We start from the raw sequence: 12,166 nt of genomic DNA on the forward strand, positions 1-12,166 counted from the left end.
TACCGATATAACTGCATTCTCTTGAAAAATAAAAATAATTGGAGGCTATTTATGATAACTGCTAAAGCACGAGCTGTCGATGGCCCAGACAAACCGTTTCGATCGGCTGAAATTAAACGACGGGATCTTGATTCACACGATGTTCTGATTGAAATTAAATATGCCGGCATATGCCATTCTGACATCCACACTGCTCACGGCGAATGGGGCCCAGTGAACTACCCTCTCGTACCTGGACATGAAATTGCAGGGATTGTCACGGAGGTAGGATCTGAGGTTACAAAGTACAGCGTTGGTGACCGGGTAGGGGTTGGCTGTATGGTTGATTCCTGTGGCGAATGTGAGAACTGTCGTAAAGGAGAGGAACAATACTGCCTTAAAGGAAATGTCCCTACCTATGCTGGTGTTGACAAATACGGCGAGCCTACACAAGGCGGATATTCTACCCACATTGTCGTAACTGAGGATTTTGTAGTGAAAATTCCAGATAACATTGAGCTTGACGTGGCTGCTCCATTACTTTGTGCAGGTATTACGACTTATTCACCGTTGAACCGCTGGGGTGCTGGTCCAGATAAAAAAGTGGCCGTTGTGGGAATGGGAGGCCTTGGTCATATGGCTATCAAGATTGCACATGCTATGGGTGCTGAGGTAACCGTTCTATCCCAAACATTAAAGAAAAAAGATGATGGCTTGCAATTTGGTGCGGACCACTATTATGCTACAAGCGAACCAGAAACATTTAAAAAACTTGCTGGGCACTTTGATTTGATCATTAACACGGTAAGTGCTGCCATCGATATGGATGCTTATTTTGCACTACTCAATCTAGACGGAACTTTGGTGAATGTCGGTGCCCCTGGGGAGCCGTTGTCACTAAATGTGATGTCCCTTATCGGACATCGCCGTTCATTTGCTGGTTCAATGATAGGAGGCATCCGTGAGACACAGGAAATGTTGGATTTTTGTGCAAAACACAATATTGTTCCTAAAATTGAAGTAATTTCGGCCGACCAGATTGACGAAGCCTACAAACGAGTGTTAGCTTCTGATGTGAAGTATAGATTCGTGATTGACATTAGCACAATGTAAGCTATGCAAATCATAAGTTGTACAAGTGATTTTAATTGTGAAGGTGTCCCCAAAGTATTACTTGGGACACCTTCACTTTATTCTGTGTACCATCCTATTGTCCATTTCCTCTTTTTGTATTTATTTGTAATCCAAAGATTCCACCCTTAGAATATAATACATTAGGAATAAATAGGAAGGTGGAACTTATCTATGTTTAAGAAAATGGATATTTACAAAATCCTCACTTTAATATTTGCTGTAGTTGTTATGATCTCTTCCTCTTTATCACTCGCATACCCAAACACCTACGAGGATTTGTACAAAGTCTCACAATTTTTTCTAGGGTTTATATTTTTATTTTCGGGAATTACAGAGTTTAAGGCTAACCGTAAGAGTATGGCAATAATCAACTTCTCCATTTTCGTTCTCACTTTTTTTGTATTTGTATTTACACTTGTAGTGCGAACTGGATAACCACACGGTTCTATACCTCAGTAACAACCTTTCCATAGCCCCTCCCTCGTCATGTAAAAGAAAAGCCGAGCGAACTCAGGTCATCTGAATTGCGCTCGGCAAATGTTACGTATTTAGCAATCTTTTAGTTTTCCTCTAATTCTTCAATTCTCTGCCGCTTTCCTATGCCAAAGACAAAATATCCAACAATGACGATCGCCATGAATGTTGCCCCGACAATCAACGACAAGCGTGTGTCTGGATTAAACCACATTCCAACGATCACAAGCAACAAAAAGACAATGGTGATGTAATTACTGATTGGAAAAAAACGAGATTTAAAGGTGTGATCCTTCATTTCATCCTTCCACTTTTTCCTGAATTTAAATTGACTGATGGCTAATGCAAACCACGGTACCATGCCTGGAAGAACACTGGCGCTGTAAATATACAGAAACAGTTTGGAATCAGGCATTAAATAGTTAAATAACACCCCTACCAGTAGCAAGGAAATGGTCGTTATTATACTATTTCTAGGGACGCCGCTTGGAGAAACTTTCCCAAAGAACTTAGGAGCTTGTCCGTTCTTAGCCAATGTATATAACATTCTGCCCGCACTGTAAATACCACTGTTACAACCAGACATCGCAGCTGTAAGTACAACAAAGTTAATGATACCCGCAGCAGCCACAATTCCTACCTTGGCAAAAGTCAGAACAAATGGACTACCGATCTCGCCTATTTGGTTCCAAGGATAAATCGTAACAATGACAAAGATTGCACCCACGTAGAAAATCAGAATACGCCAGATGATGTTTTTAATGGCTTTTCGCAGTGTCATTTTCGGATTTTCTGCTTCACCTGCCGTAATACCCACCATCTCTATCCCTTGGTAAGCCGCTGTTACAATGCAGAGTGCAAATAGAAACCCTTTCAAACCACCTGCAAAGAAGCCGCCCTGGCTGTACAGATTGGATAGACCTATCGGTTGTCCACCGTTACCGAGGCCAAAGAAGATCATCCCCGTACCCACTACTAGCATGAAGATAATGGCGACAATTTTAATCATCGCAAACCAAAACTCAAATTCCCCATAAAATTTCACAGCCGCCAAATTGGCCAATGCAATAATAATTACACCTGCCAAAGCCGGCAACCATTGCGGGATATCCGGGAACCAGTAGCCCACATATACCCCAATCGCAGTGACTTCTGCCATCCCTACGGTAACCCATAAAAACCAATAGCTCCAGGCGGTCAAGAAACCGGCTAAAGGGCTGATATATTTATGAGCAAATGTAGCGAATGAGCCTGTCACCGGTTCAAGAATCAGCATTTCCCCCATGATCCGCATGACAAAAAACATAATAATCCCAGCTAAGAGATAAGCCAACAGTACTGAGGGACCTGCCCATTTTATCGTACTTGCCGACCCCATAAACAAACCGACGCCAATCGTGCCTCCAAGCGCAATCAACTCAACGTGCCGTGGCTTTAGCCCTCTCGTTAATTGTTTCGATTCCAAAAGAACGCTCCCCTTCGTATATGTTCATCATCAAACGCTAATGATCCGGAAAACTGCCCCCAAACATTATTAATTTTTCAGACTGACGTGGTCGTGAGTGAACGACTACAAAGTAGTTCCACGATTCTTAAATATACAAGGAAACCACGTCCTATTTACCGTCCAAACCTTACTGTTTCTAAGACCGAGTCCGTAGCATTAGATGCATTGTATGACAAAAAACGCCTAAATACAACTGCTAATTAACAGACATATTTAGGCATGAAATGGAAAGGAAGGTGATTCACGTTTTCTGAACAATGGTCAATTTAATGCGATGCATTAGAGTACTAAACACAACTAGTTTTTCAATGATAAATATCACGATATTAAGCCTATGTATTTATTTAAGATTTTTTATAAAATTTTTCTGATCCTTGGTAAACATATAGCCACGTCGTTCATAGAACCTGTGGGCCTGTATCCGACTTGGGTGAGATAACAGTTTGATCCCGGAAAATCCATGGGACTTTCCCCACTGTTCAAGACGCTCAATCAACATGCTACCTACACCTTGATTTCTATACTTTTCTTTAACAACAAATCCTAGTATATTCACCAGAGATTCAGAAAAAAGTAATTCATGTGGGCTTCCATGAATATATCCTAATACCTCGTTGTTTTCTTCATAAACAAAGATCATATCTTTTGATTCCTTTATAATCCTTTCAATTTTCTCTTTTACTTTTACTTCAGGAAATAGATATAGATCGGGATTAAAGTCTTGGTTTAACAAATAAATATCATGATAATCAGTTGCCCTAATTTCCCTAACATTTTTTTCTTTCACTTTTTGAAAGCCCCCTATTTTCATCATCCGATGCTTTATGTCGAATCATTACTCCTCGCAATCTTGACCGTTAAAACAATTCAGCATACCAATAAACGCTTCAAGTTTGGAATTCTCCCATGTTGAAATACGTTGATAAAACTCATTTTCTTTTTCTTTTAAAGCTTCTAGGGCTTTTTCACGACCATTAGCTGTCAGGGATATTAACACTCCCCGACGATCCTCAGGGTGAGTTTCACTTTTTACATAATTCAAGTGTTTAAGCTGAGTAACAAGTCGGCTGACAGAGCTTCGATCCATAGCGGTGGATTCCGCCAAAAATGTAGCGCTTGCCGGACCGTACGAAAGAAGGCAGCGTACGATCAGAAAAGCCGCAGGTTGTAATGATGGATCGAAAAGTGCCGCTGTTCTTACATTGAGTGCATGTGACGCGCTTATAAGTGCATTAAGTTGTTCACCAAGATTCAGTTCTAATTGCTCTCTTGTAGAATTTGAATGTTGAGTTTTATGATCCATATGTCTCCACCTTATTTGAATGAGTTCGAATATATTTGACATATATCAATTAAAATACATATACTTGATATATATCAATCATATTTTCGGCTTTGATAAGTGTCAAGCAGAAGATCTACAGTATAAAGCATCTACAACCTTAAAGCGTAAGCATGAATAAGAATGTAATTGGATCGAGAATTAGGAGGATGATGTATATGTCGACATACCCGACTATTGTAATCACTGGTGCTACTAACGGTCTTGGACAATTAGTAGCAATTGAATTAGCCCAACGCGGAGCGCATCTAGTCTTAACAGCCAGAAATGAAAAGCGTGCTGAAACGACTAAAAATGTTCTAAAAGATCTGGCGCCAAGTACAAAGGTAGACTTTTTTTTCGGGGACTTGTCTCTTATGAAAGATGTCAGGCGTATTGGTGATGAAATTAAAGCTAATTATCCAAAGATTGATGTATTAGTGAACAATGCTGGATTACATGGATTTGAACAGCGAATAACCTCAGAGGGTTTGGCAGAAATGATAGCCGTAAACTATCTTGCCCCGTGGCTGTTAACGCATACCCTACTCAATTCACTCATGGAATCCACAAATGCTAGGATCGTCAATGTGGCTTCTGAAGCGTCACGCAACCATGGCGAATTAAAATTACCGGAGGATTTAACAGATATATCTGCATTTACCGCAAGAGGCTCATCTAAGATATACGGAAAGACTAAACTTCTTAATATCATGTTTACAGAAGAACTTGGACGTCAGTTGTATGGAACCGGAATCGTAGTTAACGCACTTAATCCAGGATTTAACGTTACCGGCCTTGGCCGTGAGTTAGGATTTTCTTCAGTACTTGCAAAAATATTGAACGCTTTGCACATCGGAGACCCACGAAGAGGAGCAGAAATTATTATTCGTTTAGCAACAGAATCTCAATATCGAGAAGTGACAGGTGGATATTTTAATGTTGGCACTGGTAAGCCGATTGTGCCGACATATCCTGGTGGGGATAGCAAGATGCAACGCCTACTTTGGAGTACTACTACCGAATTGTTACGGCAAAAAGGGGTTATGGCATGAAATGGGAGCTATTATCAAATAATGCCCCCCAACGAATGGTTCATTTTGTAAACTAAATCTCTCTTTTAACCGATAAATACATATGCTGGTTCTGTACTTAAATATCTCCTTCCATCTTTACATATTCAAGTACAAACGTGTATTTTTCCTAAAAGGGGGCTTCCTATGAACTATCTAGACGAGCATATACTTAGCCTCAAAGCTAAAATGGTGGATCGGAAGACAGCTAATAACGATAATGTGAAATCCATTCCAGCTCAAACTCAGAAATCGGAACAGTACGGTTCCATGTTTGAAGAAACAAAGCTACTTCATATTGAAAACGATTATCTCGCATTGGAGCCCATTACAATACTACACGGAGAAATTGGTTTCTACATTCCCAAGTCCTTTACTCCTATGCCAATGGAGCAAGCTATAATCAAATATCCTTCAGAGCATCGACCAAAGGTCATTTATACCTCATCTGAGGAGACTATCAATATCACTTTTAATCCTACAGATACTGCTCTGGAAGCGGAAGAGCTGCCCGATTTTGTAGAGCAAATGGCGGATATTTTACGGTCTGTACAACCGATTCGCAACTGGTTAGGTACCGAAATGGTTATCAACGGTTCCGGACTTTCAGTTGGGCAGATTCGTTTTGTGGCGGCGGGGATCGACGGTAATCTATACAACGAAATGCTATTCTTCATCCACAATGGACGAGTTGTCATAGGTTCCTTTAGCTGTCTGGAGGTAGATCTCGAAATCTGGTTACCTGTAGCAGAATACTGGGTTCAATCCCTTTCTGTCCTTCCACCCTCCACCTATTCTACAAATGAGAAAGGAATGACTACACCATGAGTCTGGGATACGATCAAATTCACATTCACCCTTATGAACAAATGGACTTAGAAGAGCTCACCTTAACGAAAAAAGTTAACGAGCATACTCGGCTTTATTTTACAGGTGTTATCCCCGAAGACTTGCAAGACAGTTACGTGGAAACGACAGAAAAAAATACCATCATTGAAGTCAGTCAACAAGATGAGTCTGGCGCAAGCAAACCGCTATTTAGTGGGATTGCCCTCTCGGTCGAGGTAAAAGTCGTGCGAGGTGTGTACTATCTGGAGGTGGAAGCTATTTCCCATACGTACCGGATGGACATGAAGCAGCGTACTCGTTCTTTTCAGTATACGAAAATGACGATTCCTCAAATGCTGGAGCACATAGGTAAGGACTATGAAGGACTGGATGTGATCGACGGAGCTACTGGGGGAGAAGCCATCGGGCGGCTTGCCATTCAGTATCAGGAGACAGACTGGGCTTTTTTAAGACGCATAGCCTCCCGTTATCATACGAGTCTGATGCCTGTAGCCCGTTTTGACAGTCCCAAATTTTATTTTGGTATTGAGGACAGCCCTGCACAGGCGATACTGGATCATACCCGTTATACCGTACGTAAGCAATTGCTTCCTTTTCGTTATTTTCAGGAAAATGAACAGACCAAACTGAGTGAACACGATTTTATTTTTTATGAGGTAGAAACGGATGAGGTACTCGACTTGGGCGCTCAGTTGAATTTTCAGGGGCATAACCTGTATGTCATGGAAGCCTACACCGCCATGAGTCAAGGACTGCTGCGGCATCAGTATGTGTTGGGTTCTTACCAGGGATTTCGGCAAAAAAGCTACTACCAGGATAAGCTGGCAGGAGCCTCATTAAGCGGTGTTGTACTGGACGTACGTCAGGATCAGGTACGCATTCATCTGGATTGTGATGAACAACAAGACGCAAGCAAAGCACACTGGTTCAACTATTCTACTGTTTACAGTGGCGGTGGCCATACTGGCTGGTACGTCATGCCAGAAAAAGGCGATTCCGTTTCTCTCTATTTCCCCGGTAGTCGGGAAGAAGACGGCGTGGCAGGTAGTGCGGTGAGACGGGCAGATCGCAAGAGTACGCATAACCATTTTTCCAATCCACAAATGAAAATATGGCGTACCCCGCATGGTAAGGAAATTCGGCTGGGACCGGATGAACTGGTCGTTACAGGCAAGGACGGCGCTATTTACATCAAACTGGATGATAAAGAAGGCATTCATATCACCAGCAGCAAGCAAGTGAATATTTCGGCAGGAGGCAATCTCAGCCTGTCTGCGGGAAAGACGATGAGTCTGTCCGCAGGTAGTCAGCTCCGTATGGATTGTAACGGCAGTCATATTGAATTAAGCGGGTCAGCGGATATGAAAGGCAGCGAAGTGAAGTCAAATTAAGGATGATTAGCAATGGAAAAGCAAACAGATGTGTTAGATCAGCAACAAGCAGCTCTTCAACAGGCTTGGTCTCTCATTCGCAAAGAATGGGCGTTGAAATGTAAATCAAAACAAACACAACGATTACAGCATATAGTAGAACATTTTCGGGCCTTTTGTGAGCTCGTTCGGCAAAAGCAACTCACAGGTCGTAAAGGTCATATCGGTTACATCACCTACTCCATGCTGCGCACCACATGGCTTGAACAGAAGCCCGTTTATCTTGTTGAAGCTACGGATGCCTTATGGATGCTTGATGCTGAACCCGTTCAGTTGGAATACGATGCAAGTTGGATTTTTCTCTATTGGACTCAATTACATGAACAACTTGGGGCTGAAACCTTGAACCAGCAAGTCTCCCTTTCCGAACTTGAATTGGAACAGATCATGCTGGAAGCAGCGGGATATCTTCATACGATGATCGTTAGTCTGGTTCGTCAGGCTATGAAGCAAGCAGTCGACCTACCAGAGTTTGAGGCGTTGGATCGTGAAGAAGCTTTTGAGATTCGCGTCGGAGAGTATATGGATCATAGTGTCTCTGTGTATCGGGAAGATCGAAGACCCGTGGATGCTAACATCATAAAGTCTTGGCTGGAGGAAAAAGAAGAATCGGCCTACAGCTACCATGCACTATCTCAAGTTCAACTGTCGGATGGAGATTATAGTTCCTTGGATTTTCGCTATACAGTCTTTCGCCAGATTGGGATGCAACAAAGTCGATTGCATCACTGTATCCTCGTAGGCACGATATGGCAAGAAGCTCAGCTAGATGGAACCGACTTTTCGCACAGCCTGCTTCACGGAGCCGATTTCCGTGGCTGTTCCCTGCAAGAGGCTGTACTGGACGAAGTTATAAGCAATAGCGAATATGGATCGGATGCTTGGCTGGATTGGGAACCGCTAGGATTAGATGGAGTGGATTTTACAAGAGCTAATTTACAGGGAGCTCGTTTTCAGCATGCACAGCTTCAAGGAGCTACTTTCCAAGATGCCACGCTGCAAAGAGCTTTATTTAACGGCGCGGATCTAACAGGTGCCTGCTTTGTAGGAGCCGATGTTACTGGCGCTTCGTTTATAGGTGCATGTTTAGTAAAAGCTAATTTTACAGGGGCAAAGCTACACCGGGCAATCTTTACAGATATCCAACTAAGCGAAGCCATTGGTCTTGCTGCTGTAGAAGCACCCCTGGTTACACAGGTAACAGATACAGTGAGTAAGGAGAGTGGGGGTAAATGAGATATTTTCGACTCATGGTGGACGAGCGCGTAAAGCATCGGGTAGAGACTGCGCCCCTGTCTCCCTTGCAGGTGGAAGAACTCCTTTCGGGTCATACCATTCAGGCGGAGGACACTCCCCTGTTTTTAGCAGTACATACAGATCCACGAACCGTATATCCGGATTTTCTGGAGTTCCCTTTGCCACTGGTTTCAGACTCCATGAAAGTCCTGTTGGAAAAATATATGCCGGAGCTGGAATGGAAGGTCGCTATACTTACCGATTTTCAGAAGGCCAGGCAGGATGTGTACTGGATATTGCGTCCACCTGTGGTGGATTGTCTTTCCTCACAAACCGAGTGGTATCCTGACCATACCTTGAAGCAGTTGGTACTTAAACACGGAAAAATCCAATCGTCTATATTTCGGATCGCCGGCTTGTTGGAAGCTCATATCTATATCAATCTCGCGGTAGCGGAAAGTCTGCTGCGTCGTCCATTTACAGGTGTTCGTGTGCAAAAAGTGGAGATGTCCACAAAGGAGGAATAATCCGTATGGAAGAAGCAAGTGTGCAGCCTGGGTCAGGTGCGAAAAAAAGCTATGTCGTGGCAGGTGCGATTTTAAGCTGTAGTTACGGTACACAGCCTACGCGTTTGAAGCGCCCTTTTAGCCACGGGGTGTATGTCAAAAATAAAGCCCAGATGAATATTGGAGATTATGTGCCTGGAGTGAACATAAAATCTTTTGGAAATTGCTCCAGTCCGCTGAATCCGACTGTGCAAGCCAGTGAGATGGTCGATATTTATGGGGTGAAAAAGGCTCCATGTATTCCTGTTCTTACGATGCCTTGGCTGAACGGAAAAAGCGACATGCGCATCGAAGGCCAGCCTGCTCTTACACAGAACTGTACGCATCAATGTCTTTATTGCGGGCACATACAAATCGAAAATGACGGTCAAGAGCTGGATTAATTAGTTGCAGCCTACCAAAATAAAAACAAAATGCGCTGGTGAGAGAATGGCTATCTTCTCCACCAACGCATGAAATAGGTTATCATCGAGTTGTTCAACATGATTACATTACATTAGGTACCGCAAAAGGTTCGGTATGAGCAGTTGGATTTCTCAGGCAATGTAGAGTAAATAGCCTGTTCGTCAGAATAAGCATAAGGGTTCGAAAGAACTTCAAGGAGTTGCTCCATCACATGGTAGTCTTCTCGTTCCACCGCAGCTTCCAATGCTTCTTCTACTCGGTGGTTGCGCGGGATGATTGCAGGATTGCTGCTGCGCATCAGCTGATGCGATGAATCTTGGGATTCCTGCTGTCTGCCCAGTCTCGCCTGCCACTGCTCGTGCCACTGGGTGAATTCCTCAGTGCTGAACAGAACCGTATCCTCCAGCTTGTCCAAAGTTAGGGCACGGAAGGTATTGGTGTAGTCAGCACGATGCTTCTGCATGATATTCAGAAGATCCTCAATAAGAGATTCATCCTCCTGCTCTTCGTTAAAGATCCCTAGCTTCGCTCGCATTCCTGCAAGCCAGTGACTGTGAAACATTTTTACAAAATCTGAAATTGCATCCTCAGCCAGTGTGACAGCCTGCTCCCTGTTGTCATGCAGCAGTGGCAAGAGCGTCTCAGCAAATCTCGCGAGATTCCACGCAGCAATATGCGGCTGATTGGCATAAGCATAGCGTCCCTGCCTGTCGATGGAACTGAATACCGTCTCAGGATCATAGGTATCCATGAAGGCGCAAGGACCATAATCAATGGTTTCTCCGCTAAGGGTCATATTGTCGGTGTTCATCACCCCGTGAATAAAACCAACCAGCTGCCATTTGGCAATCAGCTCGGCCTGACGCTTAATCACTTCCTGAAGCAGTGAAAGGTAACGGTTTTCGTCATTGGCAACTTCCGGGTAGTGTCTTTCCAATGTATAATCAGCCAGAGCACGGAGATCTTCGGACGTGCCCCATGCTGAGACGTATTGAAAGGTTCCGACGCGAAGATGACTGGCAGCCACACGGGTCAGAATGGCACCGGGCTGCTCGGTTTCCCGGATGATCGTCTCACCTGTGGATACCACCGCCAAGCTGCGGGTGGTAGCAATACCTAGCGCATGCATCGCCTCACTAATGATGTATTCACGAAGCATCGGACCAAGTGCCGCACGCCCGTCACCACCACGGGAGTATGGCGTTCTGCCAGAGCCCTTGAGCTGAATATCAACCCGTTCACCCAAGGGATTGATCTGTTCGCCAAGCAGCAGAGCACGACCGTCTCCTAACATGTTAAAATGCCCGAATTGATGTCCTGCGTAAGCTTGAGCAAGAGGCGTAGCCCCTTCAGGAATTTGGTTGCCGGCCAGCTCCGCTACGCCATCATTCCTTTGCAGCGCCGTGCCGTTCAACCCCAGTGATGCTGCCAACGGATGATTAAGTATAATCAGCTTTGGTGAGCGGACAGGAGTTAGGTTGAGCTTTGTAAGCATGGATTCCGGCAGACGAGAGTAACTGTTGTCGAAGTTCCACCCTATTTTATCTGCTATTTCTTTTCTCTCCGTCATAGTGTCTCCTTTTCTGCTGTGGTATCTTGGATTTTCCCCTTTTAGTTTTTACCTCTGTCCATTTATTATCCACTTTTCACCATGCTATTGTGCTTTTTAGCTTTTAACAACCTTTTTATTGTAATCGATTATCAAACATTAATTGTATTTGAATACCGAACGGGTCTTCAATAATACCGTAGGCTTGGCTAAACATATTATTAGATAAAGGCACGATAATTTTCACGCGATTATCTGTAATTAAGCTATGATAGAAATGTTTAATTTCTTCTAAGTCAGCACTTTGAATACATAATGAAGTGTTATTACCAACTGTATATTTTTCACTGGGATTCATTGTATCTTCTGCTATCATTACTTTTGTTTTTCCGATGGATAAGACAGAATGAGAAATATAATTTTCATTTTCATCCGTAATCTGTATGGAACTGTCACGTTGGGCCATGTCTTGATAGGTAACCAGAAACAATTCCTCTGCGTTGAAGTGTTTTTTGTAAAAATGCATAGCTTCCTTTGCCTTTCCGTTCATGGATAAGAAAATAGCTACTTCCAGTGTTGCACTCATGATATCAATCTCCTTTATATATAATCTTAGTCAGGATTTTGTAAAATCCTCAGGTAG

General features: G+C 43.3%; 12 protein-coding genes. 7 read left to right on the forward strand and 5 right to left on the reverse strand.

Translation table 11 applies throughout. The features are described 5' to 3' along the window. Positions 1-51 precede the first annotated feature (51 nt). Entirely contained in the window at positions 52-1,092 is a 1,041-nt protein-coding gene (locus ACEN8J_RS17875) for an NAD(P)-dependent alcohol dehydrogenase (protein ID WP_029517093.1), read from the forward strand. Between the two features lie 580 nt (positions 1,093-1,672). On the opposite strand, the gene ACEN8J_RS17880 is transcribed toward ACEN8J_RS17875, so the two are convergent. The 3 genes from ACEN8J_RS17880 to ACEN8J_RS17890 all read right to left on the reverse strand — a co-directional run bounded on the left by ACEN8J_RS17880 (position 1,673) and on the right by ACEN8J_RS17890 (position 4,397). After that, on the reverse strand, positions 1,673-3,052 hold the full coding sequence (locus tag ACEN8J_RS17880; protein ID WP_061831603.1) for an amino acid permease: 1,380 nt from the start codon (positions 3,050-3,052) through the stop codon (positions 1,673-1,675). A 382-nt stretch (positions 3,053-3,434) separates the two neighbouring features. Further along, positions 3,435-3,881: a GNAT family N-acetyltransferase gene (locus ACEN8J_RS17885; protein WP_165149969.1), complete on the reverse strand. Its 447-nt coding sequence runs from the start codon at positions 3,879-3,881 to the stop codon at positions 3,435-3,437. A 48-nt stretch (positions 3,882-3,929) separates the two neighbouring features. Next, complete coding sequence (locus ACEN8J_RS17890) at positions 3,930-4,397, reverse strand: MarR family winged helix-turn-helix transcriptional regulator (protein ID WP_029517097.1); 468 nt, start codon at positions 4,395-4,397, stop codon at positions 3,930-3,932. Between the two features lie 197 nt (positions 4,398-4,594). On the opposite strand from ACEN8J_RS17890, the gene ACEN8J_RS17895 reads away from it, so the two are divergent. From ACEN8J_RS17895 to ACEN8J_RS17920, 6 genes are all read left to right on the forward strand, one after another. Next, positions 4,595-5,470, forward strand: coding sequence for an SDR family NAD(P)-dependent oxidoreductase (locus tag ACEN8J_RS17895; RefSeq protein ID WP_340954341.1), 876 nt, complete (start codon positions 4,595-4,597; stop codon positions 5,468-5,470). 165 nt (positions 5,471-5,635) lie between these two features. After that, positions 5,636-6,316, forward strand: coding sequence for a hypothetical protein (locus ACEN8J_RS17900; protein WP_029517099.1), 681 nt, complete (start codon positions 5,636-5,638; stop codon positions 6,314-6,316). Further along, complete coding sequence (locus tag ACEN8J_RS17905; RefSeq protein WP_340884435.1) at positions 6,313-7,728, forward strand: phage baseplate assembly protein V; 1,416 nt, start codon at positions 6,313-6,315, stop codon at positions 7,726-7,728. The genes ACEN8J_RS17900 and ACEN8J_RS17905 overlap by 4 nt, the downstream gene beginning before the upstream one ends. A 12-nt stretch (positions 7,729-7,740) precedes the next feature. Continuing rightward, the gene (locus ACEN8J_RS17910; RefSeq protein ID WP_495593807.1) at positions 7,741-9,003 is read left to right on the forward strand and encodes a pentapeptide repeat-containing protein; all 1,263 of its coding nucleotides are present in this window, start codon (positions 7,741-7,743) and stop codon (positions 9,001-9,003) included. Further along, complete coding sequence (locus tag ACEN8J_RS17915) at positions 9,000-9,530, forward strand: hypothetical protein (RefSeq protein ID WP_176715766.1); 531 nt, start codon at positions 9,000-9,002, stop codon at positions 9,528-9,530. Before ACEN8J_RS17910 ends, ACEN8J_RS17915 begins: the two co-directional genes overlap by 4 nt. A 5-nt stretch (positions 9,531-9,535) precedes the next feature. Beyond that, positions 9,536-9,952: a DUF4280 domain-containing protein gene (locus ACEN8J_RS17920; RefSeq protein ID WP_069012891.1), complete on the forward strand. Its 417-nt coding sequence runs from the start codon at positions 9,536-9,538 to the stop codon at positions 9,950-9,952. 113 nt (positions 9,953-10,065) lie between these two features. Here the strand turns inward: ACEN8J_RS17920 and ACEN8J_RS17925 are convergent, their stop codons facing one another. Together ACEN8J_RS17925 and ACEN8J_RS17930 are read right to left on the reverse strand one after the other, a co-directional pair. Beyond that, positions 10,066-11,544, reverse strand: coding sequence for a protein adenylyltransferase SelO (locus ACEN8J_RS17925; RefSeq protein WP_069012890.1), 1,479 nt, complete (start codon positions 11,542-11,544; stop codon positions 10,066-10,068). 115 nt (positions 11,545-11,659) lie between these two features. Beyond that, complete coding sequence (locus tag ACEN8J_RS17930) at positions 11,660-12,109, reverse strand: VOC family protein (RefSeq protein WP_029517105.1); 450 nt, start codon at positions 12,107-12,109, stop codon at positions 11,660-11,662. Between the last annotated feature and the right edge of the window lie 57 nt (positions 12,110-12,166).

It is taken from the genome of Paenibacillus sp. Paensp38 (genome assembly GCF_059491915.1).

Excerpts from the sequence above, each read along its gene's own strand:
- ACEN8J_RS17920 (WP_069012891.1), top strand. The coding sequence starts at position 9,536 with ATGGAAGAAGCAAGTGTGCAGCCTGGGTCAGGTGCGAAAAAAAGCTAT.
- ACEN8J_RS17900 (WP_029517099.1), top strand. The coding sequence starts at position 5,636 with ATGAACTATCTAGACGAGCATATACTTAGCCTCAAAGCTAAAATGGTG.
- ACEN8J_RS17895 (WP_340954341.1), top strand. The coding sequence starts at position 4,595 with ATGTCGACATACCCGACTATTGTAATCACTGGTGCTACTAACGGTCTT.
- ACEN8J_RS17875 (WP_029517093.1), top strand. The coding sequence starts at position 52 with ATGATAACTGCTAAAGCACGAGCTGTCGATGGCCCAGACAAACCGTTT.
- ACEN8J_RS17910 (WP_495593807.1), top strand. The coding sequence starts at position 7,741 with ATGGAAAAGCAAACAGATGTGTTAGATCAGCAACAAGCAGCTCTTCAA.
- ACEN8J_RS17905 (WP_340884435.1), top strand. The coding sequence starts at position 6,313 with ATGAGTCTGGGATACGATCAAATTCACATTCACCCTTATGAACAAATG.
- ACEN8J_RS17915 (WP_176715766.1), top strand. The coding sequence starts at position 9,000 with ATGAGATATTTTCGACTCATGGTGGACGAGCGCGTAAAGCATCGGGTA.
- ACEN8J_RS17930 (WP_029517105.1), bottom strand. The coding sequence starts at position 12,109 with ATGAGTGCAACACTGGAAGTAGCTATTTTCTTATCCATGAACGGAAAG.
- ACEN8J_RS17890 (WP_029517097.1), bottom strand. The coding sequence starts at position 4,397 with ATGGATCATAAAACTCAACATTCAAATTCTACAAGAGAGCAATTAGAA.
- ACEN8J_RS17925 (WP_069012890.1), bottom strand. The coding sequence starts at position 11,544 with ATGACGGAGAGAAAAGAAATAGCAGATAAAATAGGGTGGAACTTCGAC.